The following is a 26,872-nucleotide window of genomic DNA, read 5'->3' on the forward strand; positions in this document are numbered from 1 at the left end:
GGTGCTCCGGACTACGGATCAATCAGGATTGCGGCGAACCGGCCGCATCCGCGGCACGGGCCCTGCTGTCGCTGTGGGCCTGCATGCGGCCGTCCATCGCCACCGCCTGCGGCGCGACGAGCGAACCCGGCCGCACGCGCTGCAGGCCATTCACGACGATGCGCTCGCCCGCCTGCAGCCCGGCACTGACGATGCGCAGCCCGTCGGCCGTGCCGCCCAGCGTGACTTCGCGGTACGCGGTCTTGTTGTCGGCATCGACGACCAGCACGAACCTGCGGCTCTGGTCGGTGCCGATCGCGCGCTCGTCGATCAGCACGACCGACGCAGCCTTCGGGCGTCCCATCCGCAGCTTCGCGAACTGCCCCGCCATCAGGCTCTCGTCGGCGTTGTCGAACACGGCGCGCACGCGCACCGTCCCGCTGCGGGCGTCGACCTGGTTATCGACCAGTTGCAGATGGCCCGCGTAGGCCCGATCCTGGCTTATCGTCGTCGCCATCTGCACCGGGATACTTTCGATGCGCGCCGCCTCGCCGTGGGCCTCGCGCAGCGCCTGCAGCGCACGGGCGACGACCTCCTCATCGGCATCGAAGCTCGCATAGATCGGATTCACGGACACCAGCGTCGTCAGCACCGGCGCACCGGGGCCGGCCGCGACGAGGTTGCCGACGGTGACGTCGAGCCGTCCGACGCGCCCCGACACCGGCGCCCTCACCTGCGTGTAGCCGAGGTTCAGGCGCGCCGACTGCAGCGCGGCCTGCGCAGCGCGCAGATCGGCATCCGCGGCGCGGCGCGCATTCACGCGTTCCTCGAACTCGCGCTCGGCGATCGCGCGCTGCTCCCACAGGCGCTGCGCGCGTTCGTGTTCGCTCGTCGTGAAAGCCGCCCGCGCCTGCGCGGCCGCGACCTGGGCCGCGGCGCGATCCACCTCCGCCGCGTAGGGTGCGGGGTCGATCGTGACCAGCAGGTCCCCCGCCTTCACGAGCCCGCCTTCGCGGAAATGCACCGCCTGCACGGTGCCGGCGACGCGCGAGCGGATATCGACGCGCTCGACCGCTTCGAGGCGACCGGAGAACTCGTCCCAGGTCGCGACTTCGCGCTGCTCGACGGTCGCGACGGACACCGGCGTCGCGGACGGGGCACCCGCACTCGGGTTCGCTTCGACCGGCGCCGGGCGCAGGCCGAGGACGGCAGCGGAAATGGCGGTGAGGGTTGTGACGGCCAAGCCGGCGGTCCACAGCCGGCGGTGCTTGGAATGGCTCTCTGGGGACATGGCAAACTCCTTTATTGCTTTGTTGATGTGTTCTGAGCTGCGGTTGCAGTATTGGGGAACGCGAGGCATCCTAAAGTCCGTAGTTAGGTACGGAGTCAACCCCTTTTTTGAGCGAAAATTCGTTCAGGCGAGATCGACGGATTCCCGCCTGCCCGCCCTCACGAGGAAGGTCGCGAAGCGGGTGCCCAGCTCCTCCTCCCACGGCCTTCCGAGGCTCGCAGGTTCCTGCAGGACGGCAGGCCAACCGGTGGGCGCCGGCAACACGAACTCGGATACCGGCACGTCGGCCTCCCCCAGCCTGTGCACATAGGCGAGCGTCTCGTCGCGGAGCGGATCGTCGTCCGCGGTGATCAGCAGCGCCGGGGCGAGCCCCGCCAGGCGCGTCGAGCGACCGGGTGTCGCATACGGGTGCTCGGCGGCGGCAGGCCCGCGCAGGTATCCGCACCACCCTCTCGCCAACGGGCAAGCGGCCGGCCCCTGATCGCTGCGGCGAACCGATGCGGTGCCGAGGCAGGGATCGAGCATCGGCGAGAGCAGGATCTGGCCGGCAAGCCGGGGCGCCAGACGATCGCGCGCCATCAGCGCCGCGGCGGCGGCGAGATTGCCGCCCGCCTCCTCGCCGGCGACGAACAGTGCTGCCCCCTGCCCCGCGAGCCGGGCGCGCCTGCGCCACGCCCACTGCAGCGCGGCGTAGGCGGCATCGACCGCTGCCGGAAACGGATCAGCCGGCGCCAGCGGGTAATCGACCGACACCACGACCGCCCCCGCATCGGCCAGCAGACGGGCGACGGTCGCGCCGCTGTCGAGCGAACCGGAAACGAAGGCACCGCCGTGGAAATGCACGACCAGCGCGGCCCCGGCACGACGTTTCCCATAGACACGCACTCCCAGCGGGCGCGGAAGGCCGACGTCGATGCTGCAGTCTTCCGTGGCCGGAAGCTGGTTCGGGTTGGCAAGGCAGCAGGATTGCAGAAAGCGGAACATGGTCGTTGGGACCTACAGTAGGCGCCGACAGCGCTGATGGGCTGAACGATAGTTCCCACACTTCAATGAATAAATAATCGATTCGTAGCTTCTTTATTTCCTTTGGTGAATAATCGCGCTGCAGCAATCGCGTCTGACGGACCGGAGGAGAAGCGAATGGACCAATTCCTGGCGCTGCGCGTGTTCGCGCGCGTCGTCGAGGCAGGCACCTTCACGAAGGCGGCCGACTCGCTCGACATGCCGAAGCCGACCGTGACGAAGCTGATCCAGAGCCTGGAGACGCACCTGCGGGTGAAGCTGCTCAACCGCACCACGCGGCGCGTCACCGTCACCGCCGACGGCGCGGCGTACTACGAGCGGACGGCGCGGCTACTGACGGAACTGGAGGAAATCGATTCCAGCCTGTCGAACGCCCAGGCTTCGCCGAAGGGGCGCGTCCGCGTGGACGTCGCCGCGGCGGTCGCCACCCGGATCATCATCCCCGCGCTGCATGGCTTCCATGCCCGCTATCCGGATATCCAGATCGACCTCGGTGCGGGTGACCGCCTCGTGAACCTGATCGCGGACAACGTCGACTGCGTGGTGCGCGCCGGCAACCTCGCCGACGAATCGCTGGTTGCCCGACGCATCGCACAGATCGAATACGTCACGTGTGCCGCACCCGCCTACCTCGCCGAGCACGGCCTACCCAGGCACCCGTCCGAACTCGGCGGGCCGCACCACGTCGTCGGCTATTTCTCGGCGGGCACAGGCCGGATTTCGCCCTTCGAATTCGAGCGCAAGGGCGAGCGCATCGAGTTGCCGGGCCGGTACGCCCTCGCCGTCAATGACAGCAACGCCTACCTCGCGGCAGCCCTCGCGGGGTTGGGGATCGTGCAACTGCCCCGCTTCATGCTCGATCGGCACCTGATTGGGGGGGAACTGGTACCGGTACTGGAGGACTGGACCTCACCGGGCTTCCCGATCTACGTCGTCTATCCCCCGAACCGCCATCTGAGCGCGAAGATCCGGGTCTTCGTCGACTGGGTCGCCGAGCTTTTCGCGTCCTTGAATACAGAGGGGCGGCGCTGACTTCCGTCGGCGCCGCCCCTCGGGAACAGCATTCGATCAGCTCGGGACGAACCCGCGTCAGCGGATTCGCAAGGGCCGTTGCGCGCGCCTGGCGCGGCACTGCCTGCCTTCCGGCTCGTCGCCGCGCCCCGCCTGCACGGGATGCGCGAAGGTGGCGCGCGTCTTGATGATCATGTTCCGTGCGTTGGCCTCGATATCCGCGCGAGGGTCCGTCGCGGTAATACCTGCCGTTGCCCGCGCTGTTGCTTGTACCGACAACTCCATGGCTATCCTCCTTTGAAGTTGATCTGCCGCGAATGCTTGAATCACCTGAATGGCTTGAATGCAGGCGCACTGTACCGGGGGCTCTGTTGCGAATAAATGCACGAATTTCTGAAACTTTATTTCCATTTGTGAATAATCGCACCCCGAGTACGCGGGAGGCCGTCATAGCCAAACCGCGCCCGCAACAACCATGACTCTGCAATGGTTTTTAGGATTCGATCAACATATTCCAACGTCACGCCATGGAATTGCACGCGCTCCGATGGCGCGCCCGGCATCTCAACGGAGGCCGGGCAATTCATAGATTGATGCTACGCGCCGAAAACTGACCATGAGGATGTGGAGGTGCGGACGAAAACTTGGACTCTTAAGGAGAGCGTCCATGTATTCGTACGCAGACCGCATGAGGGCCGTGCAGCTCTACATCAAACTTGGTAAGCGCGTGGGTGCGACCATCCGTAAGCTGGGCTACCCGACGAAGAATGCACTCAAGGACTGGTATCGAGAATACGAACGTCGTCACGACTTGCCAGGAGGCTATGTACGCACCAAGCCATGGTATTTAGATGAACAGAAGCGGGTTGCCGTCGAGCACTATCTGATTCATGGTCGGTGCCAGGCAGCGACCATGAAGGCGCTGGGTTACCCTTGCCGTATAACGCTTTCGGCCTGGATCGATGAATATGATCCTGAAGCTAGGCGACGCGTCGTTGGCAAGATCGTAACCTCCAAGCCCCGATCGGAGCAGCAGAAGCGAGCTGCGGTGATCGATCTGTGCTCCAGGCGTGAGAGTGCGCGCGAGGTGGCTCAGGAGGTGGGCATTAGCCGCCAGACGTTGTACAAGTGGAAAGATCAGCAACTTGGTCATGAGGCTCCCGCATACATGACACACCGTCGCGATTTGCCACAAACTGCCAGCCGCGGAGAATTGGAGCGCGAGCTCGACGCTCTGCGTAGGGACGTCCAGCGCCTGCAGCTCGAACACGACCTGCTGACGAAGGCCAACGAACTGTTAAAAAAAGATCTGGGCATCGACCTGCGGCTCCTGACAAATCGGGAGAAGACGCTGCTGATTGATGCCCTGCGACAGATCCACGCTCTGCCAGAACTCCTTGCACGGCTTGACCTCGCCCGCAGCTCCTATTTTTATCATCGCGCGCAGCTGCGCCTTGGTGACCGGTACGCGGAGCTTCGCCAGACCATTGTGGCGCTCTTCGAAGCCAATCATCACTGCTACGGTTACCGCCGCATCCACGCGGCGCTGGCCAAAGGGTACGGGCACGTCTCCGAGAAGATCGTGCGCCGCCTGATGAAGCAGGAGCAGCTCATCGTCGCTACCGTGAAGCGGCGCCGGTACAGTTCCTACCAGGGGGAGCTGGACGTCGCACCGGAGAACCTGGTCAATCGTGACTTCCAGGCTGCGGCACCAAACAAGAAGTGGCTCACCGATATCACAGAATTCCAATTGCCCGCAGGCAAGGTATATCTGTCGCCCATGATCGACTGCTTCGACGGACTCGTCGTCAGTTGGACCGTGGGCACGCGTCCGGACGCTGAGCTTGTAAACACCATGTTGGATGCCGCTATCGAGACAATCGCCGAGAGTCCCGATCGGCCGGTTGTGCACTCCGATCGCGGTGCCCATTACCGCTGGCCCGGGTGGCTCTCGCGAATGCACAAGGCCGACCTCACGCGTTCCATGTCACGCAAAGGGTGCTCACCGGATAACGCGGCCTGCGAGGGTTTTTTCGGACGGCTGAAAAACGAGATGTACTACCATCGCAACTGGATCAACACGACGCTTGGCGAGTTCATGCAGCAGGTGGATTCCTACATCCGCTGGTATAACCAGCATCGAATCAAACTCTCACTCGGTGGTCTGAGCCCCTTGGAGTACCGGCAGTTTCTGGGAATTGCAGCATAAACAGTCCAAGTTTTCGCCCGCACCTCCAGAGGGTCAAAATTCAACGCGCGCGGACAGCTGTTACTTATGTCCCCGGCCGCTCAGCTCGCGCCCCCTCCCGTGATTGTCACTCCACTGAATAGGCGCCAACACCTACGACATACTTTCCAACGCGTTTCGCGTAGGTCGTCTTCTTCGCGGTCTTCAAGGTGACCGGATTCCGCCAGAGATATTGGACCTCGGCGACATCATCGCCCTTTGTCCGGCGCAGCATTTCCTGGACAAACAGTTTCCCGGCCGCATCACGCAAGTCCTTCGAGTATTTCCCGATTAGGCGCGGCTGGGCGCCGTGGGCGTACATGATTGCGTCGTCGTTGCCGATGACGAATGCATAGAGGTCGTCCTGAACGAAACCGCCGTTCAAATCGTTGAAACGACGAATCGCAGCCTGCGGATCCTGCTTAAGTTCGTGGACCGCCCGCCAGAGTAACGCCTTCGCCTGTTCTGCAGACGCGAACGGGATGTAGTAACCGACGGCAACGATGCTGTCACCAACAGCCCGATAATAGACGACCTTCTGCTCGGCCCTGCCGTGCTGGCGGTTGAGCCAGCGGTATTTCACCGTGCCGGAACCATTGGCTTTGGCCCCTTCCAGCATTTCCCGGATGAAGGGCTTGCCTTCGGGATCCTTGAGATCAATGATATTCCGCCCGACCAGCGTCATCGACGGCCCCCCACTCGCCTTCATGACGCCATCAGCACCGAGGACATAGACGTACAGATCACCGCTGAGGAATTCGCCGGCACGACTGAAGGCTGCCAAAGCGGCGTCGCCGTCCGCGCCGTAACGGGCAGCGGCGCGCTCAAGAAGGGCCTTGGCGGCCGAGCTCTCACTGGCTTCGACGGCCGCGGCTGACTCGGCGGCAGCAATGGACGGCGTGCTGAGTGCAGCACTCGACAGGACGATGCACGCGGCAATTCCCGAAAAGGTGAACCTCATTCTGTTTGGCTACCCAGTTGATTGCTGACAATGGTACTAAAAAGTAAGTTGGTTGCCGACCATTGACCCTGGGATTTTTCCAGTGCGCATCTCTGCGTGGTTGGCACTTTACCGTGGGCCACATCCACCTTCGGATGTCTGTCGCCGACCACGTTTCCGCAGAACCGGATCGAACAACGGGATCGGCAAGAAATGACAGCACGAGGACTGTTCGGCCGGAAGGCGAAAAACGTAGAGCACCTCCGTTTTGCCGTGTCAAGCCCGCGCCTTCGTGAGCGCAACCTGATTCGCTCCGCTCATCGAGTCTTGTTCAGCGAGCCAGTTCTCAAAATGGGCAAAATGGGTACGATCTCGGGCGATCCAGGTGCCCTTTCCTCTGGCAAGCACGGCTCGCCCGGGCAGCAAGACCATCTCTCCGGATATGTAAATGCGCGATCCTTCGCGTCGCTCGATCCGTGCCCGCACCTCAACTGGGCGTTCAATGGGCACCGGCTTGATGAAGCTTACCGCGAGTTCGGCGGTAACCGAAAGCACGCCCTGCAGGAGCGGGACGTGACCGAGGCACTCATCGAGAACCGAAGCAGTCCAGCCACCGTGTGCAACGTTTGGGCCGCCCTCGTGGTCCTTGGGACAGCGAAGCTCGAACCAAGCCGTGCCGGTTTCATCCAATCGCTCGCTGATCAAACCTAGGCGACAGGTTTTCTTATCGCGGCAGGCGCCGCAAAGCGCGACGCCGCCGTCGCTACGCGGTGGATCCCGGACATCCGGGCCTGCCGATCTATCCGTAGGGCTCTTGCAGTGACACTTATGTGAATCCTGTGACATGGGCGGTCCGCGGATGCGATGATTGAATGGAACTATTGACGGATGTCGGTAAATTCCAGGATGAGGACGACGGCGGGGGCAACGCGTGCCGGGTGTATCTCGAGTACAGAGCCGACTACGACCCGCAGTTCAGTTCGAGCGAATCCAGAGCGACCCATGCCCGGCAGGCGCCCTGAGTGAAATCGCATTCTGGAGGGCGGGGGAGCGTACCTTCAGAGGACTCTCATCCAATGAGGCCTTATCTATCGGCGACACCGACGATTGCGCTCCCCCAGTTGAGTCAACCCATCAACGCTGGGTCCTGCGCGCCAAGCCGTCCGGCGTATAGTAGGTGCCGAAATCTACCTTGTCGATGTCAAAGAAAATACCCTTGGAGTCTCCAGCGAGCGAGGAATGGAAATAGATCCCCGTGTTGAAGTTGTAAATCGCGGTAAAGCCTGTAAAGCCAATTTTCTTATCGTAGGCGACAAAGATCGGTGCAATTAGCCCCTTCGAAATCTTGCCGGCGGCATCCCAGCCATCCATCAGAAGCGCACATTGGCAATCCTCATCAAAGTAGAACCGTTTCTTCGGATGCACGTGGCGCTGCCCCGGCTTGAGCGTCGCCTCGACCACGTACACCCGATGCAATTCCCAGCGCATCAGGTCGGGGTTTTGATGGTTCTTCTGCAGCAGTTCATCCGCCTTGGCGTTGTACCACCGATAGGCATTGTAGGGAACGATCATTTCTTTCTCGTCAACGACCTTCCAGTCGAAGCGGTCGAGCATGCCCGAATAGACGAAGATCTCGTCGACCAACATGGCGCCGCCCGACGTTCCGAGCGGAGCGTCGTAGAGATAATCCGGACTGAGACGAACCCGCCGTTGGCCGGGTTGATAGTTCCAGGTTCTGTCGGGGTTCGCCACCGGATTTACGGTTTTTTTCTGCATGTTGCCTTCGCCGACAATCCTGGCCGGGGCGGTATAGATGTTGTTGGTGTTGTAAAACTGGCCCCCAGCCGCATAAAAACTCTCAGGAGTCATATCCCGGTTGTAATAGGGATTCTCTTGTCGGTTATTGACCTCCCCGGTCATGACCTTGTTCCCGCTTGCATCCACGTACCATAACTTGGCGTAGTTCCACATCGAGTGCCCAAGATAGTGCAGCTGATGATTCCACATCGCCTCGTAGCCGTTCTTCGGTTGGGGGAACGGTATGCCGCCGAAGCAACCGGTAACGGCGAGGCCGTTCTCAATGAGTTTGCAGCGCCCCGCGGCGTTCTTCTTTGTATTCTCGATTACCCAGTCTGGGTAAGACACGCTCCGGTGTGTCGGATAGACGCTGACCCGGAAGGTCGGGTAGCGCTTCAGCAGTTCCTGGACCCCCTCGGAGAGCTTGTCCGCATATTGCGCCATGTTGGCACCGGTTATGGTGTACAGCGGCTCCTCCTTTGCAAAGGGATCAGCCCAAAAGCCGGAATCCTTCTTGAACCCGGGCGGGTTAGTCGTGTCGGGCAGACCGCCGGTATAGGCGGGGATGGTCCCTTCCTTGTTCCCCGCCTTTATCGCCCCCCAGGGCAAACGCTCCTCGTCGCCGAACGCTGCGGTCCCATGGGCGCCAAGCGTCGCCACAACGGCAATAGCCGTGCAAATTTTGCGCAGTTTCATCATCGGTGCGTCCTCGTATGTCTCTCAGAATGCAGTGGAATAGGTGAAGACCACGTAATCGCGATCGCGGAAATTTGCCAACCCCGAGAAGCTCCTCGTGGCCGCGCCGGGAAGGGTCCCCTTCTTGCCATCGCGCTGCGTGTAGCTCAGATCGAATTGGTGCTTGTGGTTGCCTGAATAATAATCGACGCGGCCACCGATACGGATCAGGTAGGACTCTTCCGGCATCGTACCCGCACCGGCGGCAGCGGCATTCCCGTGGAGCCCGTAGATGAGCAGCAGGGGCATGGAGACATCCATGCCGGGGAAAACCTGCTGCCAAGTCGGCGTAAACGAGACGCCCACGCTGGCAGCGCTCCGGGTCGCGCAGCCGCGCAGAATCTCGTTGTTGTCACAGAAACCCGCGACGCCGCGCATGTCGCCGTTGAAGAGATCCCGGTTCTTGGTAATTTTGTCTAGGTACGTGTAGTCGAACTGGAAGGCGAGGGGAGCGCTGTCAAACAGAGCACTCCTGGTGAAGACCTTCGCGCCGCTCAGCAATGCATGGTAAGTGTTGCCCCGGGGGCCCTCCATCTTGGATCCGGCGCCAAAGACGACACCGGAACGTTGCGCAAGCGGCATGTTCTCGCGATAGTTGAGTTCAGCACCGACGGCCCATTCACCAACCTGGAGGTTCGACGTCACGCCATAAAGCTTGATGTCCTGCGCGTAGACAGCATGGGCTTCCGGGCCCGTCGGGCCGATCAGGACCTGGTTGAGCCAGGTCGGGTTCTTGTCGTCGAACTTGCGATACCAGAAGGAGAGGTTATTGCCCTGCCAGGCGCTGGGCGCAAATTTTACCCCCAGCGCCACGTCTCCCTTGTCCCCCTCGCGGGCATTTCCGCGCGGGACCGCGGGAAAGGATAGAAACGGAGGTGCAAGAGTTGCGCCGTCGCCGACGGCGAAGAAGGTGCCCCCTTCAGAAATTCGCGACGAACGGAACTCGCCCGTGTACTGCGCCATCGCTGTCCAAGCGGGAGAAAGCTGCCAGATCAGGCCGGCCTGACCGATCGGAATCGCCGTTTCCTTGGCCGACGCTCCCGGGCTGAGGTCAGTCTTGCGGCCATCGTTCGGCGCCATCGAGAAGCTGACGCTGCCGCCGTTTCCGAACAGGAATTCACCCGGCAGCCAAGCGAAGCGCCCGACCTTCACATTGAGCTGCGTTCCTCCGGGTTCCAGATTCGCCCAACCGAACGCATCTAGGAATTCGCCGCTAGGGCCTTGATAAAAGCGCTTGACGGTGTTAGTGAATCGATTCCCCGGGTAGTTCGCCACAGCGGCGAACCTCGGATCGCTCTTTCCCTCGTCAGGGAAATTCGGGTCATACCAAGCAGTGCCACTGAGGCGAAAGCCGTACATGTTGCGCACATTAAGGTCGAATTCGGAGTACACGTCAAACCGCGACAGCGCCAAATCGCCCTTATCAAAGAGGTAATTGCCCTCGTCCGTGTTGCTGTTGACCAGCGCCGCCTCGCGCTCCGAGGCGCGCCAAAGCGCGTTATAGCGAAGCGTTGTGTCAAGCGACATCTGAACGTCCGGATTGTCGGTCTCGATCTTAAAGGCGGAGGCCGGCCCAGAACCGACGGCCATGGCAACCGCCAGGAAAACCGTGCTCCGCTTCCAGTGTCGGGTGCCCGAAATTTCGTAACTCTCGACGTTCCCCTTTGTTTTCTCGTTCCTCATGCCTTCCTCCTTTTTCTACACTCCATTGCACTTCAACTCACCCAACCCCGAACTGTCGGGCATATCCGCCACCCTCGACGAAGGCGATGTTCGTCCCAAGCACATCTGCTGATTGATCCTCCAAGCAATCACCATCTAGGGCGCCAAAACAGTCTGCAGCCGGGCGGTCTTGGCCGGTTTCAGCCGCTCGACCCGGCCCCCTAGTTCAAGATCAGGAAAAACAACTCCACTTCCCAGCGCGGTACCAGTGCGCCAGCTCGGCTGGCGCCTGCCGGGTCGGCGCCGTCCGGTTGGTCAGCAGCCGCAACACGACCGGCTTGGCGCCAGACGGCGCGCCCACTTCCGCGGCAAACGGAGCAGCCACAGGTGTTCCATGTCGGGATCCTCCGCCACAGCTCAGTCCTTGGAATAGCGTGTTTCCGCGCTTTTCTCGTCGGGCGGACAAGGGCGCTTGGCAAGCGGTCTTCGCCCGGCTTTCCGAAGACGCCGATGTCGAGGAGATATTCCTGGACAGCACCATTGTTCGCGTACACCGGCACGCGGCAGGTCCATCAAAAAAAAAAGGGACAACAAGGTCTCGGCCGCTCTCGTGGGGGATAGAGCACCGGAAGGCGCGCCGCGGTAGATCGACTCGGGACGATTTCGCCTCGCCGGGGGTGAGCGCTACGACCACACTGAAGCGGATAATTTGCCCGTCGCAATCGGGGATCTCGAAGCGGTGATCGCCGACAAGGCGTTCGACGCGGCCAATCTCTTGGGGCGTATTCGAGAGCTGGGCGCACGGGGCTTCATTCCGCCCAGAGGCAACCGCAAACAAGTTCGTGAATATGAAGTTCATCAGAACAAAGTCGCAATCTCATTCAACGGTTCTTCGCCCGAACAGCGTCGCCACATCGCCACTTGCTACGACAAACTCGCTGTTCGCTTCGAGGCGTCTATTTCTATCGCCGCTGCCGTTATCTGCTTTGCAGGATATCGACAGACTCTAGTGAATCGATTCCATTTTTTGAACCGTCACTGCGTCACTCACTCTTGTCTTTTGAACAATGTTCTGTTTTTTGAACATGCACATTCAAACATGGGAAATCAGCGGTGTCAACGCGTCTCGCACTGCTAGATCAGGCTCCACAATCCTTGTCCTGCTACGATGCGCGGCCTCAGTCGGCCAGCCGGCGAAGCTCAGCTACGGCGGGCATGTGCTCATGGAGAAACGCCACGGAATGTGCATCGACATTCTCGTGGCCGGATCGGCCCAGGCCGAACATCGCGCTGCCCAAGTACGTCAAGGGGGCGTCGCTTGCTGAAGGCGTGGCGCAGCGACGAGAAGAAGGGCTTCGACGGATATGTCGCCGACAAGCGGGTCATGGAAGGCGGCAAGGGTCTCGTCAGTGCCGACGGCAAGCTTTATGGGGGCAACTGCTCGGTCGTGTTCACCCGCAAGCTCGCGGGCGGCGGCGAGGGCGATGCCAAGCTGGAAACCGGCAGGATCTACAACTTTGGCTTTGCGATCCACGACGACAGCGCGACCGGACGATTCCATCGCGTATCGCTCGGCTACTAGCTCGGCATCGACGCCAAAGCCGATTTCGTCGCCGCCCGACACCGTGAGCCCATCGAGTAGGAGTTGGCCCACCCAGCGCCGATTGCTGTCAATGTGAGGAGAAACAGGAGGTAATGCCAGCGAGTACCGTTGGCGGCCCCTGATATGTCTTGAAGTCGGTCGGATCAGCGAGTCGTCGCCGTTTGCCGAGGTTCGCAAGGAACGGCTTTGACACCACTGCAGTGAGCAAGGGAGCGGCGCCAAGGGCGACCACGATGAGCGCATGCCGCCGCCGGCCGATTCCATCGACTGAAGTCAGATCGGAGTCGCAATCGCGGCGGGGACACTGCCCGTGGCGAGACTGTGGACCACCTGCCAATCGGCTCGCCCTGCGTGATGGCAGCCGACATCAAACACCTTCGTCACCGACGCGAAAATTAGATTCGTTCCAACGGTAGGTGTTCGGGGCGACGCGCATCAGCAACGCCCGCATAACGTCACCACTGCGTCACCCGACACAGGTGGCCCCCACCATGATGCCAACCCAGAGCCCAACGCGTTCAATCCGGTATTCAGTCAGGAGGTTGTAAAAAAGGGGTATCGGTGACACTTGCAGGGAAGAGGGGGAGAGCGCCATCTGCAAACCAGAGCCGATACCCCGGAAAAAGCGTATTCGGGACGAGCGACCGCCGCTACATACCCTGGTAGATCGGTCCCTCCCCTCCCTGCGGCACGGTCCAATCGACGTTCTGCGTCGGATCCTTGATGTCGCAGGTCTTGCAGTGCACGCAGTTCTGGGCGTTGATCTGTAGCCGCGCGCCGACTTCCTCGTGCACGATCTCGTAGACGCCCGCCGGGCAGTAGCGCTGCTCAGGGGCGTCGTACTGGGCAAGGTTGACCGCGATGGGAATCGTCGAATCCTTCAGCCGCAGGTGGCAGCGCTGGTCTTCCTCGTGGTTGGTGTTCGACAGGAACACCGAGGAGAGCCTGTCGAAGCTAAGCACGCCGTCGGGCTTCTGATACTCGATCCTCGGACTCTCGGCAGCCAGCTTCAGGCTGGTGTGATCCGCAGTGTTGTGCAGCGTCCAGGGGGCCTTGCCTTGGAGGAGCTTCTGGTCGACGCCGAAGAGCAAGCTGCCCAGCCACAGTCCGTTCTTCATGTAGGGCTTGAAGTTGCGAGTCTTGTGCAGCTCCTTGAAAAGCCAACTCGCGCGGAAGGCCTCCGGGTAGGACACGAGTTCGTCGCGGTTTCGCTCCGCGGAAAGCGCGGCAAAGGCCGCCTCGGCCGCGAGCGCGCCGCTCTTGATCGCAGCGTGGCTCCCTTTGATGCGCGCGGCGTTCAAGAATCCAGCGTCGTCGCCGATCAGGGCCCCACCCGGGAATACGAGTCGGGGCAGACTCTGCAGTCCACCGGCGGTGATTGCTCGCGCGCCGTACGCGAGGCGCTTGCCGCCCTCGAGGTACTTGCGGATCTCAGGATGCAGCTTGTAACGCTGGAACTCCTCGAAGGGCGACAGATGCGGGTTCGTGTAATTCAAGCCCACCACGTAGCCCACCGCGACGAGACTCCCCGTGAGGTGATACACGAAGCCGCCGCCGTAGGTGGCCGCATCCATTGGCCAGCCGACAGTGTGCACGACGAGGCCGGGGACGTGGCGCCCGGTCGGCACCTCCCACAGCTCCTTCAGGCCGATCCCGTAGGTCTGAGGATCGGCTTCCCGACGGAGGTCGAACTTCGCCTCCAAGAGCTTTCCCAGGTGCCCGCGGCAACCCTCGGCGAAGAGGGTGTATTTGGCGTGCAGTTCCATCCCTGGCTGGTAGTTCGGGCCAGGCTCGCCCCCGCGGGTGACGCCCATGTCGCCGGTCACTACGCCCTTGACGGCCCCGTTCTCGTCGTAGAGCAGGTCCGCTCCCGCGAAGCCCGGATAGACCTCCACCCCGAGAGCTTCGGCCTGCTCGCCCAGCCACTTCACCACATTCCCCAGGCGCACGACGTAGTTGCCGTGGTTGAGGAAGCAGTCGGGCAGCAAGGCATTGGGGAAGCGCCACCCGCCCGTCTCGGAGAGGAACATTAACCGATCCTCGCTCACCGGGGTGTCGAGGGGTGCGCCTCGTTCCTTCCAGTCCGGGATGAGCTCGGTGAGCGCGCGGGGATCCATCACCGCCCCCGACAGAATGTGGGCGCCGATCTCGGCCGCCTTCTCGATCAGGCAAACCGACAACTCGCGCCCAGCCTCGTCGGCGAGCTGCTTCAGCCTGATCGCCGCCGCCAGCCCCGCGGGGCCGCCGCCGACGATGAGGACGTCGAATTCCGTCGACTCGCGTTCCATCCCTACTCCCTTGCTTTGCTCGGCCGGGCCTCGCAGCACCCATCACCGGTGTCGCCTCTCTTTGCCGAATATCCCATGGCTAGAGTGCCGCGCTTTTTGGGGCAGCCTTCAGCGCGGCCTGTCCTGGTATCTGAATGTCACGTAATGAGGTGTTGCCAGGCGTCAGGCCGCCGCCTGCACAGGAATGGCGTTACGGGCGTCGACGATGCGGTTCCTGCCATCAAAATAGACAAGCCTCGGCTCGTAGTTGGCCAGTTCGACCTCCGAATACACCGCATAGCTGGCAATGATCAGCAGATCCCCCGGCGCCGCCTTCCGGGCCGCAGCACCATTAACAGAGATCACGCCCGAACCGCGCTCAGCCGAGATGGCGTAGGTGGTGAACCGCTCCCCGTTATTGACGTTGTAAATTTCGATCTGCTGGTACTCGGCGATATCGGCAGCGTCGAGAAAATCCCTGTCGATGGCACACGATCCCTCGTAATGAAGCTCAGAATGCGTCACGGTGACGCGATGAAGCTTCGATTTGAGCATCGTTCTTTGCATGTCGGCTCCTTGCGCTTACGTGGATAGGGCGTGGATTTCCGCCGTGCTGTATCCCAATTCGGAGAGAACGGCATGATTGTGCTCGCCAAGCAATGGCGGCGGCAGGCGGATGGATCCCGGAGTCTCGGAGAAGTGCACTGGCACGCTGGTGGTGACGGCCGGCCCTTCCGTTGGATGCGTGTAACGGTGGAAGAACCCCGTTTCCGCAAGATATCGGTCGTGGAGCAGATCCTGGAGCGAATTCATCGGTCCGTTCGGGATATCGATCGCATCGAAAATTTCGTACCACTCCGCCGTGGTCTTGAGCTTGAGCTGCTCGGCCACGATGCCGTACAACTCGTCGTAGTGCCGAACCCGGTGCGCGGTGGTGGCGAACCGCGTGTCATTCACCAGCTCCGGGCGCCCGAGCGCCGGCAGCATCCGCCGCCACTGGTCGTCGTTGACTGCGAGTACCCCAATGTAGCCATCCTTGGTTGGATAGGGCCGACGGTGGCGCGTAAGCAGACGCACATAGCCGACGCCGGGATCCAGCGGGGGATCGAAGGCTCCGCCCCATAGGTGCTCGAGATAATTGAACGACAAGATCGTCTCGAACATCGGCACATGGACTTCCTGGCCCTTGCCGGTGCGCTCACGTGCGAACAAGGCCATACCTATGCTGGACGCCAGGATGTAGCCACAGAACTTGTCGATGATTACTGTCGGGTAGTAGCGCGGTTCCCCATTGACCTGCCCCATCAGTGCCGCGATACCGCTTTCACTCTGAACCACGTCGTCGAAGGCTGGCAGGTCTTTCTTCGGTCCGTCCTGGCGGTAACCGGGCCCATAAGCGTAAATGATCCTATCGTTCTTGGCGGAGATATCCGAATAGGAAATACCCAGGCGCACCGCGGCCGCAGGACGCATGCTGTGAACGACGACGTCGGCGGTCTCCACGAGACGCATCAGCGCCTTCTTGGCATCAGGATTCTTCAGATTAAGGGTGATGCTGCGCTTGTTGCGATTCAGATTCATGTGCATCGCCGACATGCCGGGATGGCGCGCCGGGCCGGTATCGCGGTTGGGATCGCCCTGAGGCGTCTCGACCTTGATGACGTCGGCGCCCATATCGCCCAGAATCTGGGTCGCCACGGGACCGAGCACATTAATGGACAAGTCGACGACACGAATTCCCGCAAGAGGTCCGGTCGCCGCTGCGCTTGAGGTATCAGGCCGGGAGAGCATTTGGTTCACCCAACCTCTATGCCTCACGGCACTTGATCATTCGCAGCGGGGTGTAGGTCATCACCACCTTGCCATCCTGCTTCACCACGCGATTCCTCGTGCGAATCAGTCCGCGCCCCGGTCTGCTCTTGGACACACGACTCTCGATCACTTCACACTCGACGTGGATCGTGTCGCCGGCCAACGTCGGCCCCTCGATGTTCAAATCCATACCAAGGAAGGCATAACCTGTTGTCTGCATCGTGGACTGCGCCAAGAGGCCTTCAGCGAAGCAAAAGACCAGAGAACCCGGTGCGGGCCGCCCCTTGATGTCGGACTCTTGCTTTAGGAATTCGACGTTGGTGAACAGCACCTCCGTCATCCCGATGCAATTGATGAAGTTGACGATATCCGCCTCGGTAACGGTTCGACCGACGGTTTTGAACTGCCTGCCCAGAGGCAAGTCCTCGAAACAAAATCCCAATCCAACAGTTTCCATTGAAATTCCCCTAAAAAAAGATCCCGGCCACAGCGGGGCCGGGATAAGGAGGAGACAACTTTCAGATCGGGTCCCAGGGCGTCAGCGTCAGCGACGGGACGTTGGGGAAGAAGCTCGACTCGAAAGCCGGCATGGCATGCTCGGCAATGGTCTCTGGCGTCCAACCACCGTCTCGATGCAAGGACCGGATCATTCTGATCTGATTGAAGAAGTAGATCTCGTTGGCACGCACCCCGAAAATCTGACCGGAAACGTGCGCCGCGGCGTCGCTGGCCAGATAGACGGCCAAGGGCGCGATCTTCCCAGCTTCCATCTTCTTCATCTTTGCAACACGCGCCTTGTTCTCGGGCGTGTCCTCGGGAATCGTCGCCGTCATTGCGGTCCAGGCCCAGGGCGCGATGCAGTTCGAGCGGACATTGAACTTCGCCATGTCCAGCGCGATCGACTTGGAGAGACCGACGATAGCCATCTTGGCGGCCGAATAGTTCGACTGGCCGAAATTGCCGATCAAGCCGGAGGTCGAGGTCATGTGGACGATCGAGCCCCCGTTCTGCTCCTTGAAATGCGGTGCGGCTGCTCGGGACATGTAGAACGAGCCGTTCAGATGGACGTCGATCACCGCCTTCCACTCCTCCTCGCTCATCTTGAAGAAGAAGCGGTCGCGCACGATACCCGCGTTATTGACCACACAATCGATACGGCCATAGGCGTCAATTGCCTTCTGAATGATCTCGTGGGCCGAATCCCACGTGGCGATGCTCTGCGTTGCCGCAATGGCCTCGCCTCCAGCGGCCCTGATTTCATCTACCACCTGATTGGCGAGGAATTCGTCCGAGTCCCTGGCTCTGCCCACATCATTAACCACGACCTTTGCCCCGCTGGCCGCAAAGGCGAGCGCGAAGTCACGACCGATGCCGGCTCCCGACCCCGTAATGACGACCACTTTGTCCTTGACCATGTTTCCCATTGATCTCTCCGCAACGGTTGCTTGCCGAAGTGCCTGCCGGCTAGGCCGGCTGCTACCTATACTTGAACGATGTACAGCATTCTGAACGTAGTTATTGCCTTCGTCAAGCGACTTTTCGCATGGCATCCTGTTTTTCGAGAATACGCCCGAGAAGGAAAAGCGCGGCCGACGACACGGAAGTCCAGCCATAGCGAATCGAAGGAGTCGGCCGAACCGACCGGAGAAAGCGCGGACCTCGCTCCTGGACGGGGCTCGATCAACGACTCTCCAAGAACGATTCGGCGACGTAGTGCGACGTCAGAGGCGACCGTTCTCCGGTATGGAAGGATCTGGCGTGTTCCTCCGCCAACCTGTCCGCAACGGTCGCGCGGGATTGCTGGCGTAGGTATTCAGTCCATGACTCGACGATGAAGCGTTCGACATACTTCGTCGGATTGCTTAGATCCCGGTACAGCCGCCAGAACCTGGAACCATCCCGGCGGCGAGCACGCCCGACAGTGTGGATCGCACGAAAGAACTCGTCCTTGGCGGTTGGATCGATCTGGTACTCGATCTGAACCGCTACAGGGCCCTCCTCGGCCGGCGGTGCCCGAAAGTCCCGCTGGGGAAAGTCGTGTGATGACGGAGTTACTTCGGCTTCGCTGCCGAAGCGAACGGGGTTTCGCCTAAGAATCACCAGGCCTGCGGTCATCGTCACGGCTGCGACCGCAAGACTGCCCGATACACCCAAGTACTCGGCCGCGCCCCCCCAGATGCCTCCGCTGAGCGCCATTGCCCCCTGGAACGTCAGCATATATACCGCGATGGCTCGGGCACGAATCCACGCGGGGATTGCTGTCTGCATGGCAGCCAGATTGATATTGCCCACCATCATCCATGCGGCACCGGCAGGCACCAAGGCAAGACAAACCACAGGCGCCAAAGGAACGTAGGCCGCAACCAGCGTCGCCGCGCTATAGAGGACCACCGCCCCGGTGACAAGGGCGTTCACCTCGATCCGTTTCTGGAGCGAAGGCAAAAGGAATGCGCCAAGAATGGCGCCCCCCCCGAGGCTGCCGAAAAGCACACCATACCCACCCGCTCCAATGTTCAACTGATCGCGGGCAAGGACAGGCAGCAGTGCCCACAGCCCCCCTCCTGCCGATACGAAAGCAGCCGTCCGCAGCATCTGCATCCGCATGACCTGGGAGTGAGCCGTGTAGCGAATCGCGCTGCGAAGCCCTCTCAGCAATCGCTCCGGCGGCAAGTCACCGACATGCCTTACGTACCGCCACCGAAAAATAACCACGACACCCACGCAAAGACAGACTCCCGCAGCGGCGAATACCGCCGCCGGTCCGACGCCCATGGCGATGCCGCCGGCTAACGCCGGTCCCACCGCACGAGCCGCGTTATATGAAACGGCTCCGAGGACCAGGGCCGCCGGAAGTGTCCGGAGCGGTACCGATTCGGCCTGCGTTGTGTGCCATGCCGGGATCTGCAGGGCGAAGCACGCGCCAAGCAACGCGGTCAGAGCCAACAGGCTCCACGGCGCGATTAGTCCCGAGAGCGTTAAGGCCGCCAGGGCGACCGCGGACGCGAGCATCGTCAGTTGCACGCCCAAAAGGTAGCGACGACGATCAACCAAATCGGCGATTACGCCACCGGGCAGTCCGAAGAAGAACGCGGGCAGGCTGGTCGCCGTCTGCACCAAGGCGACGACGAGCGTCGAGGACGTCATCGTTGCCATCAACCACGCCGCACCTACGCTCTGCATCCAGATCGCCAGGTGCCCGGCGAAGGCACCGATCCAGAGCGCCCGATACAACGGAAACCGCAGCGGCGCCAGCGCCGAATCGGGATGAGTCGCCATGTCCAGGCCCCGAGTGGAAAATCAGGGCCGCTCGAAAACGGCCGCCAAACCTTGGCCACCCCCGATGCACATTGTTTCCAGCCCGTAGCGCCCGCCCCGCCGGCGCAGCTCGTGCAACATGCTGGTCATGATGCGCACACCCGTCGCGCCAATCGGGTGCCCGAGCGAGATGCCGGAACCATTCGCGTTCAATTTGTCGGCGTCGTACCAGTTCCAGGCCTTTAGCACCGACAGCACCTGGCAGGCAAACGCCTCATTGACCTCGACCAGATCCATCCGATTGAGATTCAGCCCCGTCTTGGCGAAAAGCCTGGCCACTGCCGGCACCGGCCCGATCCCCATGGTGGCGGGCTCACAGCCGGCCGCTGCCCACCCGGTGAGGAAGGCCATGGGCTCGAGGCCGAGCTCTACGAGCTTGTTCTCGGCAACGACGAGACAAGCGGCGGCGGCATCGCTCTGCTGGCTGGAATTACCGGCGGTGACCGTCCCCCCCTTCATGAGCGGCTTCAGCTCGGCCAAGGTCTCGCCGGTGGCGTCGGCGCGAATGCCTTCGTCGCGGGCAAATATCATCGGGTCGCCCTTGCGCTGAGGCACCGTGACGGGCACTACCTCCTCGTCGAACCTGCCCGCCTTCCATGCGGCAGCAGCACGTTGGTGGCTGCGCAACGCGTATTCGTCCGACGCCTCGCGGGTGATGCCGTATTGCTTGGACAGGTTCTCGGCGGTCTCGATCATCCCGGAGATATAGCCGAAGCGCGTCTCCGGCTGGGACCGCTCGCGTCCGCGCTCGAGGCGGTCGTGCAGCTTCACAGTACCGGAACGTGCTCCCCAGCGCATGTCCGTCGAGTAGTACTCGATGTTGCTCATGCTTTCGACGCCGCCGGCGACGACTACGTCGGCCGCCCCGCTCTGCACCATCATCGCAGCAGTAATGATGGCCTGGAGCCCGCCGCCACAGCGTCGATCGAGCTGCATGCCGGGCACTTCAACCGGCAGACCGGCCTGCAGCGCCACCCAACGCCCGACGCAGGGGGTTTCGCTGTTGGCGTAGGATTGGGCGAAAACCACGTCATCGATGCGCCCTGGATCCAGCCGGGTACGTTCGAGCACTGCCTTAACCACTGTCGCGCCCAGCACTTCCACCGCCACCGGCCGCAAGCTGCCGCCGAAGGTCCCCACCCCGGTCCGCACGGGCATCACGATCGCTGCTCGCCTCATCGCCAAATCTCCATTTACTGAACGCCGTTCATCTTACAGAATATCGTTTGCGGTTGCACACATGGCCGCGTTAAAGCCGTGCAGGCGGATCCAGCCGAACACAGCCCTCGCCAGATGCCTTGTCCCGCAGCCGAGGTCAGTGCTATCATATTTATATATGTACGTTGTTCACATTTTAGAACCTCAAGAAACATCGCGCGCCCATGCCGGGATTGCCGCCAACCGAGGGAGAAACGCGATGAAGAAATGGCAATGTTTCTTCGGCGGATTCCCCACAATCTAGGTCTGCTCAAATTGTCTCTGCGAGCTTGAGGAAGGCACGACTAAAGCATTGAAACCTACTGATCGTTATTCGGCCGCCCCTACCGCCAATCCTTCCGACTCCGTCGCCACGCTAGCCGCCTGGGACGGCAGCAACCTGATGGATCTGCTGTCCCTGCGCGAAAGCGGTGTCGACAGATTCGCCAACCAGTACGCTTGTGCCAATGCGAGCGGGACAATGTTCGGCGGGCAGCTTATCGGCCAGGCGATGATGGCCACGCTGCTCACGGTACCTCCGACGCGCGCCCCGCACGCCTTCCACGGCTTCTTTTTGCGCAGCGGCAACGGCTCGAGGGCGCTCGATTTCGACGTGGAGAGGGTTCGTGATGGCAGAAGCTTCAGCCACCGCCGTGTCGTTGTTTCCCAAGACCGGCGAACCATTTTCACCGCCGACGTATCGTTTCACGAAGGCGAGACCGGCGACGACCAAGCTCATTCGCTCCAGGTCGAAGTTCCGCCGCCAGAGGCGCTTCCAAGCCTGGCCGCGATGGTCTCCAGGGACGGCCATCGCCTTCCGCCGGCTGCATTGCGGCGCATGGGGCGCCCGCAACGCGATGTCGATGTCCGCATCCCGGACCTGGAAGCGCTGGTCTCGCGCCGGTCGGGCGATAGACCGCCGATGTACTGGTTGCGGGTCGCCCAAGCCTTGCCCGATGCCCCTTGCTGGCACACGGCGGCCTTGGGCTATCTGAGCGACTGCTGGCTGGCGGCTCCGTTTCGCATGCTTCCGGGCGCGCCCCACTATGGGGGCGAGATACTCATCTCCAGCCTTGATCACGCCCTGTGGATCCATCGGCCGTTCCGCGCCGATCACTGGCTCCTGATGGTCCACGAAATCCCGACGGAGCAGCGTGGTCGCCGCTTCAACCGGGCACAGTTTTTCGACCGTGATGGGCGCCTGGTCGCGTCGAGCGCCCAGGAGGCGCTGATGCGCCTGGTCGACTGAGCGTCCCGTCCAACGACGACAGGCAGGAGGTTGTTTGCAGTCGCTATGAATGGCTGCAGCGGATTTGCGGTCGTGGCGCAGATGCTGTGGCCTGCCGGCGCTGCCGCTCTGTAGCTTGGCGTGACGCTGGCGCTGGCTTCAGCGATGCTTTCTGGCGGTTCGGCTCTCCGCATCCGTCGCCTCGGGCTGACCCTGCCCCCGTTTGATAACGGGGGCAGCTTCATCAATGCCCTCAAGCCGATCTTATTAGAGCAAACCCTCGTGCCAGACGCGTCCAAGAACGCCCGCACCCCGCCATTCGGCAAGCAGTCGGTATGCCGAAATGCTCGAGCAAATCCCGCTGCCGTTGAGCGCCTTCCATTGCATCCCCGTGCGCAGCGCCGGCAGAATCGCTACCCTTGCCGTCTATGGACTCTCAACGTCCGCTGAACTTGGGCTCGCGCTTCTCCTGGAAGGCGCGCACCGCTTCCTTGGAGTCCTCTGTCTGCAGGCAACGCAGCATGTTGCGCGCCTCCAACTCAATGACATTGTGCAAGTTCTCGGTTTCAGCGGCGACGAGATTTTGCTTCATCAGCCGATGGGCCACCGGAGGGCCCCCGGCTAGGCGACGTGCCAGAGCCAGGGACTCGAATTCCAGCTCCGCATCGGCCACCACACGATTCACCAGCCCCATTGCCAGCGCTTCCTCGGCGCCGACCTTGTCGCCAAAGAAGAGCATTTCCCGCGCCTTGGCGGGGCCGACCAGCTGGGTCAGATAGTAATTGATGCCAAAGTCCCCCGAGGTGCCGATGCGGGAGAAGGCCGCGACGAATTTCGCCGTCTCCGACGCGATACGGAAGTCGCAGGCGGCTGCGACCGCAAGGGCAGCGCCCGCAGCGGCACCCCGCACCGCCGCGATGGTGGGTTTGCCCATGGTGTGAAGCAGTTCGGTGATGCGGGCGTTGCGCACCAGCCGCGCCGTCCGCAGCTCGATGCCCGTCCATACCGGGTCGTCGGCGTAGCGCATCGCCATCGGATCGGCGGGGTCGATGGTGCCAAAGGAACGCACGTCCGCGCCGGCGGAGAAGGACTTGCCGGCACCTGTGACGAGAACGCAGTGCACCGCCGGATCCATGGCCGCGTCCTCGAGCAGCTTCAGCAGCAGCCCCCACATTGTCATGTCGCAGGCATTGTGGGTGTCCGGCCGGTTCAGGGTGATAGTCAGGACGCCTTCGTCAAGCGTCGAGAGGATGTCGTTCGATTTCATGTTCGTCTCATTTGATTACGCCCCCGCCGCTTTGCGACAGGGAGGATCGAAATTGGATTTGCCTGTTCGCTCCCCGGTTGCGGGGCAAGGCTGCTCCGCAACCGCCCGCCATCCTCACGGGATAAGCAATTGTCCTGGGACGCGCCCCCGGTTCGTCAGCGGAAGGCAACCGTATGACCGCCATCGACGGCAATGGTCTGTCCATTAATGTAGCCGCCGGAAGGGGAGGCCAACAGCACGGCGAGGCCGGCGATCTCCTCCACGTCCCCGAAGCGCTTCGAGGGATTGCGATTGAAATACCACTTCATCGTCTCTTCGTCTTCCCATTGCGAACGAGCCATCTCCGTCTTGAAGGTCCCCGGGGCGATGCAGTTGGCGGTGACACCCTTACTCGCGAATTCGTTCGCCATGTTGCGCACGAACTGCATGTCCGCCGCCTTCGTCATGCCGTAGGTGCCGGTGATGGAATCACCCACCAAGCCGACGATGGAGGCCACCACGATGAACCGGCCGTAGCCGCGCTCGAGCATGCCGGGCACAGTCATCTGTGCCAGCCAGATGCTGCTCTGAACGTTGACCTGCATGAACTTGTTGAAGGTCTCTTCCTTGAGATCGAGCACCGAACCGACCCAAGGGTGGATGGCAGCGTTCGCCATGACGATGTCAACGCGACCCCATTGCGCCACCGCGGCATCCACCAAGGCCTGCAACTCCTCCTTGCGCCCAATGTTGCTCGCGACCGCGATCGCCTCGCCGCCCGCGGCCCGGATGTCGGCGGCCGCCTTCTCGCACGCCTCGAGCTTGCGGCCGGAGATGACCACTTTGGCGCCGTGCTCGGCCATGCCCTGGGCCGAGGCGAGGCCAAGACCACGACTGGATCCCGTGATGATGGCGACCTTGCCGCGCAGATCGAAGAGAGGGGAAATCATGAATGGCTCCTTTCGGTGACTTTATTCATACAGCGAGTAGGTGTAGGATAGCCGTTACTTGAACGCTGTTCAATTTTTATCATCGCAAAGTTGTTGGATGAAAGCCATACCAGGCTGCGCCCTTATGGAACCGATCGGTCGCGTCAATCGCCGTGCAGTGACGTACTTCGACCCGTCCACGGACTTGTGAACGATGGCTCGGTACCCGACCACTACATGACGAAGATGAAGAGCTGGAACCTGCATCCCAAGCGCCTCGGCTGCCCGGGCGAATACGCGTCTATCAAATCGTCGGGAACGCCTACTCAACGCGCCCCCTCCTGCGCCTCGATGGCGGCGCGCGTATCTGACCTCTACAAAAGGTAGAAACATGTCCAACCTCTACGATCTTCCCGAAGACATCCTCGTCAGTGCCGAGGGTGGCCTGCGCATCATCACACTGAACCGCCCAAACGACCTCAATGCCTCGACCACCGAGATGCTGTTCGCCTATCCCAAGCTCTTCCGCGCGCTGGCCGAGGATTCGGAGGCCAGGGTGGCCATCCTCACCGGTGCGGGGCGCGCCTTCAGCGCCGGCGGCGATATGCGCCACTTCGTCAAGACGCTCGACGACACGGATTTCGCACGGGCCGTGCAGGAAAATTCAAGGCGCACCATCCACGGTTTTATCGACGTGCCGATTCCCATCATCGCGGCGGTCAACGGTCCGGCGGTCGGATGGGGCGCAACGATGGCAACCCTGTGCGACATCGTGCTGATGTCGGAGAAATCGTTCATGGCCGAACCCCACATCAACATCGGCCTCGTCGTCGGTGACGGCATCTCCGTTTCCTGGCCGCTCTACACGAGCCTGCTGCGCGCCAAGGAACTGATCTTTACCGGCGACCGCATCATGCCGCAACAGGCGGTGGAATTCGGGCTGGCCAATCGGGTCGTGCCGCCGGAAAGACTGATGGATGAAGCCCGCTCCTTGGCAGACAAGCTGCTAAAGCAACCGCGCCAAGCCCTGCGCGAGACGAAGAAGCTCATGAACCTCTATCTCCATCGGTCGGCGGCGCAAATGCTCGACGCCACCCTCGGCCGCCAGTTGGCCGCGACCCTGAGCGAAGAGCATCACACGATCGCATCGAACTTCATCGCCCAACAGAAACGCAACCAGGGAGACAAGCAGTGAACTTCAATTTCAGCCCAGAAGACGAGGCCTTCCGGCTCGAGGTTCGGCAGTTCATGCAGGAAAACGTGCCGCCGGATATTGCGCGCCGCGCCGCCGTCATGTATCCGCCGCCAATCGCCGACTTTCGCCGCTGGCAAAAGATTCTCAATGCCAAGGGCTGGGGGGCGCCCCATCTTCCACCCCAGTACGGCGGGACCGCATGGAGCCCGATCCGCAAGCACATCTTCCTCGACGAGTTGTACAAGGCCGACGGGATAGACTATGGCTGGCAGGGCCTGCACATGGTGGCCCCCGTCCTCGTGGCGTTTGGTTCGGAAGCGCAAAGGCAACGTTTCCTGCCCCCCATGCTGAACGGCGACGAAATTTGGTGCCAGGGCTTCTCGGAACCGGGCGCCGGTTCGGATCTCGCCAATTTGCGCACGCATGCCAAACTGGTCGGCGACGAATGGGTCATCAATGGGCAAAAGATCTGGACCAGCGACGCAGCCGAATCCGACTGGGGATTCTTCCTCGTGCGCACCGACCAGACGGTCAAACCGCAGAAAGGCATTTCTTTCCTGCTGGTCAAGATGGACGCGCCCGGCATCACAATACGTCCGATCGAAGCCATCAACGGCGGGCACGACCTCAACGAGGTTTTCCTCGACAATGTGCGGGTGCCGAAGGATCAGCTCGTCGGGGAAGCCGGCATGGGCTGGACATACGCCAAATACCTGCTGGAAAAGGAGCGCACCACCAGCGCCTTCCTGTACTTCAACAAGCGCGAGCTGGAAAGGGCGAAAGAGTCGGCTTGGCGCGAGCGGATCAATGGCGTTACGCTCATCGATACCCCCGATTTCGCGCGCAAGCTGGCGCGGGTCGAAGCCGATCTGCACGCACTCGAATGGTCCGTGCTGCGCATCCTGGCCGGAGAAAGGACCAGCCACAATGCCGATGCGGTGGTCTCCGCGTTGAAGATCTGTGGCGCAGAGATGCAGCAGCGCGTGACCGAACTTCAGGTCGATGCACTGGGCGCGCGCGCACTGCGGTTCTTCGGCAGCGACGCCGATACATTACATAATTCTGACGCCTGGCCGGCAGACGTGCCGGGAAAATCTGCCCGGTTCCTGTTCGAACGCGCCTCTACGATCTTTGGTGGCACCCGGGAAGTGCAAAAAAACATTATCGCCAAGCTGGAGTTCAATCTTTGATCGTCGCTTCCGGCCAGCCGGTCGGAGCGATCCACGGCATTCCGTCGGTTGCCGAACTGATGGATCGACTGATCGCCGAGAGTTGTGTGCGTCAAGTTAATGGAATGGTCGCCCCCTCCTGAAACGGCATCGCTGTGCCAAAGTGGTTGTGCTCGCAACCACTTGAACGAAAGGGGCGACCGAAATGAAGCTTACGGCGCTTGAGCTTGACCAGGCAAAGTGGCC

23 protein-coding genes and 2 pseudogenes are annotated in these 26,872 nt (G+C 61.6%); 8 read left to right on the plus strand and 17 right to left on the minus strand.

Annotated elements, in window-relative coordinates; translation table 11 throughout:
• Window positions 1–22: 22 nt before the first annotated feature.
• Entirely contained in the window at window positions 23–1,270 is a 1,248-nt protein-coding gene (locus tag ToN1_RS02170; RefSeq protein WP_169208770.1) for an efflux RND transporter periplasmic adaptor subunit, read from the minus strand.
• A 123-nt stretch (window positions 1,271–1,393) separates the two neighbouring features.
• The gene (locus ToN1_RS02175) at window positions 1,394–2,254 is read right to left on the minus strand and encodes an alpha/beta hydrolase fold domain-containing protein (RefSeq protein WP_169208771.1); all 861 of its coding nucleotides are present in this window, start codon (window positions 2,252–2,254) and stop codon (window positions 1,394–1,396) included.
• Between the two features lie 156 nt (window positions 2,255–2,410).
• On the opposite strand from ToN1_RS02175, the gene ToN1_RS02180 reads away from it, so the two are divergent.
• Complete coding sequence (locus ToN1_RS02180; RefSeq protein WP_169208772.1) at window positions 2,411–3,325, plus strand: LysR family transcriptional regulator; 915 nt, start codon at window positions 2,411–2,413, stop codon at window positions 3,323–3,325.
• A 57-nt stretch (window positions 3,326–3,382) separates the two neighbouring features.
• On the opposite strand, the gene ToN1_RS02185 is transcribed toward ToN1_RS02180, so the two are convergent.
• The gene (locus ToN1_RS02185) at window positions 3,383–3,715 is read right to left on the minus strand and encodes a hypothetical protein (RefSeq protein WP_169208773.1); all 333 of its coding nucleotides are present in this window, start codon (window positions 3,713–3,715) and stop codon (window positions 3,383–3,385) included.
• A 256-nt stretch (window positions 3,716–3,971) separates the two neighbouring features.
• Here ToN1_RS02185 and ToN1_RS02190 point away from each other — a divergent pair, with 256 nt between their 5' ends.
• Window positions 3,972–5,513 carry an IS3 family transposase gene (locus ToN1_RS02190; protein WP_210147988.1) on the plus strand — a complete coding sequence of 514 codons (1,542 nt, stop codon included), beginning with the start codon at window positions 3,972–3,974 and terminating at the stop codon, window positions 5,511–5,513.
• A 106-nt stretch (window positions 5,514–5,619) separates the two neighbouring features.
• On the opposite strand, the gene ToN1_RS02195 is transcribed toward ToN1_RS02190, so the two are convergent.
• The 4 genes from ToN1_RS02195 to ToN1_RS02210 all read right to left on the minus strand — a co-directional run bounded on the left by ToN1_RS02195 (window position 5,620) and on the right by ToN1_RS02210 (window position 10,686).
• The gene (locus ToN1_RS02195) at window positions 5,620–6,492 is read right to left on the minus strand and encodes a cache domain-containing protein (protein WP_169206061.1); all 873 of its coding nucleotides are present in this window, start codon (window positions 6,490–6,492) and stop codon (window positions 5,620–5,622) included.
• A 255-nt stretch (window positions 6,493–6,747) separates the two neighbouring features.
• A complete protein-coding gene (locus tag ToN1_RS25000; protein ID WP_169206060.1) occupies window positions 6,748–7,317 on the minus strand; it encodes a PaaI family thioesterase in 570 nt (189 codons plus the stop codon).
• A 288-nt stretch (window positions 7,318–7,605) separates the two neighbouring features.
• Window positions 7,606–8,967, minus strand: coding sequence for a DUF1329 domain-containing protein (locus ToN1_RS02205; protein ID WP_169206059.1), 1,362 nt, complete (start codon window positions 8,965–8,967; stop codon window positions 7,606–7,608).
• Between the two features lie 21 nt (window positions 8,968–8,988).
• Complete coding sequence (locus ToN1_RS02210) at window positions 8,989–10,686, minus strand: DUF1302 domain-containing protein (RefSeq protein WP_169206058.1); 1,698 nt, start codon at window positions 10,684–10,686, stop codon at window positions 8,989–8,991.
• A 718-nt stretch (window positions 10,687–11,404) separates the two neighbouring features.
• Between ToN1_RS02210 and ToN1_RS02215 the strand changes: the two genes are divergently transcribed.
• The 3 genes and pseudogenes from ToN1_RS02215 to ToN1_RS02225 all read left to right on the plus strand — a co-directional run bounded on the left by ToN1_RS02215 (window position 11,405) and on the right by ToN1_RS02225 (window position 12,247).
• Complete coding sequence (locus ToN1_RS02215) at window positions 11,405–11,803, plus strand: transposase (protein ID WP_169206057.1); 399 nt, start codon at window positions 11,405–11,407, stop codon at window positions 11,801–11,803.
• 46 nt (window positions 11,804–11,849) lie between these two features.
• Window positions 11,850–11,963 (plus strand): annotated as a pseudogene (locus tag ToN1_RS02220) (IS5/IS1182 family transposase); the annotation flags it as partial.
• A gap of 20 nt (window positions 11,964–11,983) precedes the next feature.
• Entirely contained in the window at window positions 11,984–12,247 is a 264-nt protein-coding gene (locus ToN1_RS02225) for a DOMON domain-containing protein (protein ID WP_169205970.1), read from the plus strand.
• 671 nt (window positions 12,248–12,918) lie between these two features.
• Here the strand turns inward: ToN1_RS02225 and ToN1_RS02230 are convergent.
• The 7 genes from ToN1_RS02230 to ToN1_RS02260 form a co-directional block, all read right to left on the minus strand.
• The gene (locus ToN1_RS02230) at window positions 12,919–14,556 is read right to left on the minus strand and encodes an electron transfer flavoprotein-ubiquinone oxidoreductase (protein WP_169206056.1); all 1,638 of its coding nucleotides are present in this window, start codon (window positions 14,554–14,556) and stop codon (window positions 12,919–12,921) included.
• 162 nt (window positions 14,557–14,718) lie between these two features.
• Window positions 14,719–15,102 carry an aspartate 1-decarboxylase gene (gene panD / locus ToN1_RS02235; protein ID WP_169206055.1) on the minus strand — a complete coding sequence of 128 codons (384 nt, stop codon included), beginning with the start codon at window positions 15,100–15,102 and terminating at the stop codon, window positions 14,719–14,721.
• Between the two features lie 15 nt (window positions 15,103–15,117).
• Window positions 15,118–16,326 (minus strand): CaiB/BaiF CoA transferase family protein, encoded by a 1,209-nt coding sequence (locus ToN1_RS02240; RefSeq protein ID WP_169206067.1) that lies wholly within the window; start codon window positions 16,324–16,326, stop codon window positions 15,118–15,120.
• A 16-nt stretch (window positions 16,327–16,342) separates the two neighbouring features.
• Complete coding sequence (locus tag ToN1_RS02245; protein WP_169206054.1) at window positions 16,343–16,804, minus strand: MaoC family dehydratase; 462 nt, start codon at window positions 16,802–16,804, stop codon at window positions 16,343–16,345.
• A gap of 61 nt (window positions 16,805–16,865) precedes the next feature.
• A complete protein-coding gene (locus ToN1_RS02250; RefSeq protein WP_169206053.1) occupies window positions 16,866–17,771 on the minus strand; it encodes an SDR family NAD(P)-dependent oxidoreductase in 906 nt (301 codons plus the stop codon).
• Window positions 17,772–18,027: 256 nt separating this feature from the next.
• Window positions 18,028–19,623: an MFS transporter gene (locus ToN1_RS02255; protein ID WP_169206052.1), complete on the minus strand. Its 1,596-nt coding sequence runs from the start codon at window positions 19,621–19,623 to the stop codon at window positions 18,028–18,030.
• Window positions 19,624–19,644: 21 nt separating this feature from the next.
• On the minus strand, window positions 19,645–20,841 hold the full coding sequence (locus ToN1_RS02260; RefSeq protein ID WP_169206051.1) for an acetyl-CoA C-acetyltransferase: 1,197 nt from the start codon (window positions 20,839–20,841) through the stop codon (window positions 19,645–19,647).
• Window positions 20,842–21,262: 421 nt separating this feature from the next.
• Here ToN1_RS02260 and ToN1_RS02265 point away from each other — a divergent pair, with 421 nt between their 5' ends.
• The gene (locus ToN1_RS02265; RefSeq protein ID WP_169206050.1) at window positions 21,263–22,108 is read left to right on the plus strand and encodes an acyl-CoA thioesterase; all 846 of its coding nucleotides are present in this window, start codon (window positions 21,263–21,265) and stop codon (window positions 22,106–22,108) included.
• A gap of 249 nt (window positions 22,109–22,357) precedes the next feature.
• Here the strand turns inward: ToN1_RS02265 and ToN1_RS02270 are convergent.
• The 3 genes and pseudogenes from ToN1_RS02270 to ToN1_RS02280 all read right to left on the minus strand — a co-directional run.
• Window positions 22,358–22,501: pseudogene (locus ToN1_RS02270) on the minus strand (IS5/IS1182 family transposase); the annotation flags it as partial.
• A gap of 22 nt (window positions 22,502–22,523) precedes the next feature.
• Window positions 22,524–23,354: an enoyl-CoA hydratase-related protein gene (locus ToN1_RS02275; protein ID WP_169206049.1), complete on the minus strand. Its 831-nt coding sequence runs from the start codon at window positions 23,352–23,354 to the stop codon at window positions 22,524–22,526.
• Window positions 23,355–23,509: 155 nt separating this feature from the next.
• Window positions 23,510–24,283 carry an SDR family NAD(P)-dependent oxidoreductase gene (locus ToN1_RS02280; RefSeq protein ID WP_169206048.1) on the minus strand — a complete coding sequence of 258 codons (774 nt, stop codon included), beginning with the start codon at window positions 24,281–24,283 and terminating at the stop codon, window positions 23,510–23,512.
• Window positions 24,284–24,653: 370 nt separating this feature from the next.
• Between ToN1_RS02280 and ToN1_RS02285 the strand changes: the two genes are divergently transcribed.
• Both ToN1_RS02285 and ToN1_RS02290 read left to right on the plus strand, forming a co-directional pair.
• Window positions 24,654–25,457 (plus strand): enoyl-CoA hydratase/isomerase family protein, encoded by an 804-nt coding sequence (locus ToN1_RS02285; protein ID WP_169206047.1) that lies wholly within the window; start codon window positions 24,654–24,656, stop codon window positions 25,455–25,457.
• On the plus strand, window positions 25,454–26,647 hold the full coding sequence (locus ToN1_RS02290; protein ID WP_169206046.1) for an acyl-CoA dehydrogenase family protein: 1,194 nt from the start codon (window positions 25,454–25,456) through the stop codon (window positions 26,645–26,647). The genes ToN1_RS02285 and ToN1_RS02290 overlap by 4 nt, the downstream gene beginning before the upstream one ends.
• Window positions 26,648–26,872: the final 225 nt, after the last annotated feature.

The sequence above is a fragment of the Aromatoleum petrolei genome (assembly GCF_017894385.1).
Taxonomy (GTDB): Bacteria; Pseudomonadota; Gammaproteobacteria; order Burkholderiales; family Rhodocyclaceae; genus Aromatoleum; species Aromatoleum petrolei.

What these genes read in the sequence shown, in the direction of transcription:
- ToN1_RS02195 (WP_169206061.1), bottom strand. Translation starts at nt 6,492, where the DNA reads ATGAGGTTCACCTTTTCGGGAATTGCCGCGTGCATCGTCCTGTCGAGT.
- ToN1_RS02275 (WP_169206049.1), bottom strand. Translation starts at nt 23,354, where the DNA reads ATGAAATCGAACGACATCCTCTCGACGCTTGACGAAGGCGTCCTGACT.
- ToN1_RS02260 (WP_169206051.1), bottom strand. Translation starts at nt 20,841, where the DNA reads ATGAGGCGAGCAGCGATCGTGATGCCCGTGCGGACCGGGGTGGGGACC.
- ToN1_RS02240 (WP_169206067.1), bottom strand. Translation starts at nt 16,326, where the DNA reads ATGCTCTCCCGGCCTGATACCTCAAGCGCAGCGGCGACCGGACCTCTT.
- panD (WP_169206055.1), bottom strand. Translation starts at nt 15,102, where the DNA reads ATGCAAAGAACGATGCTCAAATCGAAGCTTCATCGCGTCACCGTGACG.
- ToN1_RS02170 (WP_169208770.1), bottom strand. Translation starts at nt 1,270, where the DNA reads ATGTCCCCAGAGAGCCATTCCAAGCACCGCCGGCTGTGGACCGCCGGC.
- ToN1_RS02250 (WP_169206053.1), bottom strand. Translation starts at nt 17,771, where the DNA reads ATGGGAAACATGGTCAAGGACAAAGTGGTCGTCATTACGGGGTCGGGA.
- ToN1_RS02210 (WP_169206058.1), bottom strand. Translation starts at nt 10,686, where the DNA reads ATGAGGAACGAGAAAACAAAGGGGAACGTCGAGAGTTACGAAATTTCG.
- ToN1_RS02190 (WP_210147988.1), top strand. Translation starts at nt 3,972, where the DNA reads ATGTATTCGTACGCAGACCGCATGAGGGCCGTGCAGCTCTACATCAAA.
- ToN1_RS02280 (WP_169206048.1), bottom strand. Translation starts at nt 24,283, where the DNA reads ATGATTTCCCCTCTCTTCGATCTGCGCGGCAAGGTCGCCATCATCACG.
- ToN1_RS02265 (WP_169206050.1), top strand. Translation starts at nt 21,263, where the DNA reads ATGGATCTGCTGTCCCTGCGCGAAAGCGGTGTCGACAGATTCGCCAAC.
- ToN1_RS02255 (WP_169206052.1), bottom strand. Translation starts at nt 19,623, where the DNA reads ATGGCGACTCATCCCGATTCGGCGCTGGCGCCGCTGCGGTTTCCGTTG.
- ToN1_RS02180 (WP_169208772.1), top strand. Translation starts at nt 2,411, where the DNA reads ATGGACCAATTCCTGGCGCTGCGCGTGTTCGCGCGCGTCGTCGAGGCA.
- ToN1_RS02285 (WP_169206047.1), top strand. Translation starts at nt 24,654, where the DNA reads ATGTCCAACCTCTACGATCTTCCCGAAGACATCCTCGTCAGTGCCGAG.
- ToN1_RS02245 (WP_169206054.1), bottom strand. Translation starts at nt 16,804, where the DNA reads ATGGAAACTGTTGGATTGGGATTTTGTTTCGAGGACTTGCCTCTGGGC.
- ToN1_RS02230 (WP_169206056.1), bottom strand. Translation starts at nt 14,556, where the DNA reads ATGGAACGCGAGTCGACGGAATTCGACGTCCTCATCGTCGGCGGCGGC.
- ToN1_RS02205 (WP_169206059.1), bottom strand. Translation starts at nt 8,967, where the DNA reads ATGATGAAACTGCGCAAAATTTGCACGGCTATTGCCGTTGTGGCGACG.
- ToN1_RS02175 (WP_169208771.1), bottom strand. Translation starts at nt 2,254, where the DNA reads ATGTTCCGCTTTCTGCAATCCTGCTGCCTTGCCAACCCGAACCAGCTT.
- ToN1_RS02185 (WP_169208773.1), bottom strand. Translation starts at nt 3,715, where the DNA reads ATGGAAATAAAGTTTCAGAAATTCGTGCATTTATTCGCAACAGAGCCC.
- ToN1_RS25000 (WP_169206060.1), bottom strand. Translation starts at nt 7,317, where the DNA reads ATGTCACAGGATTCACATAAGTGTCACTGCAAGAGCCCTACGGATAGA.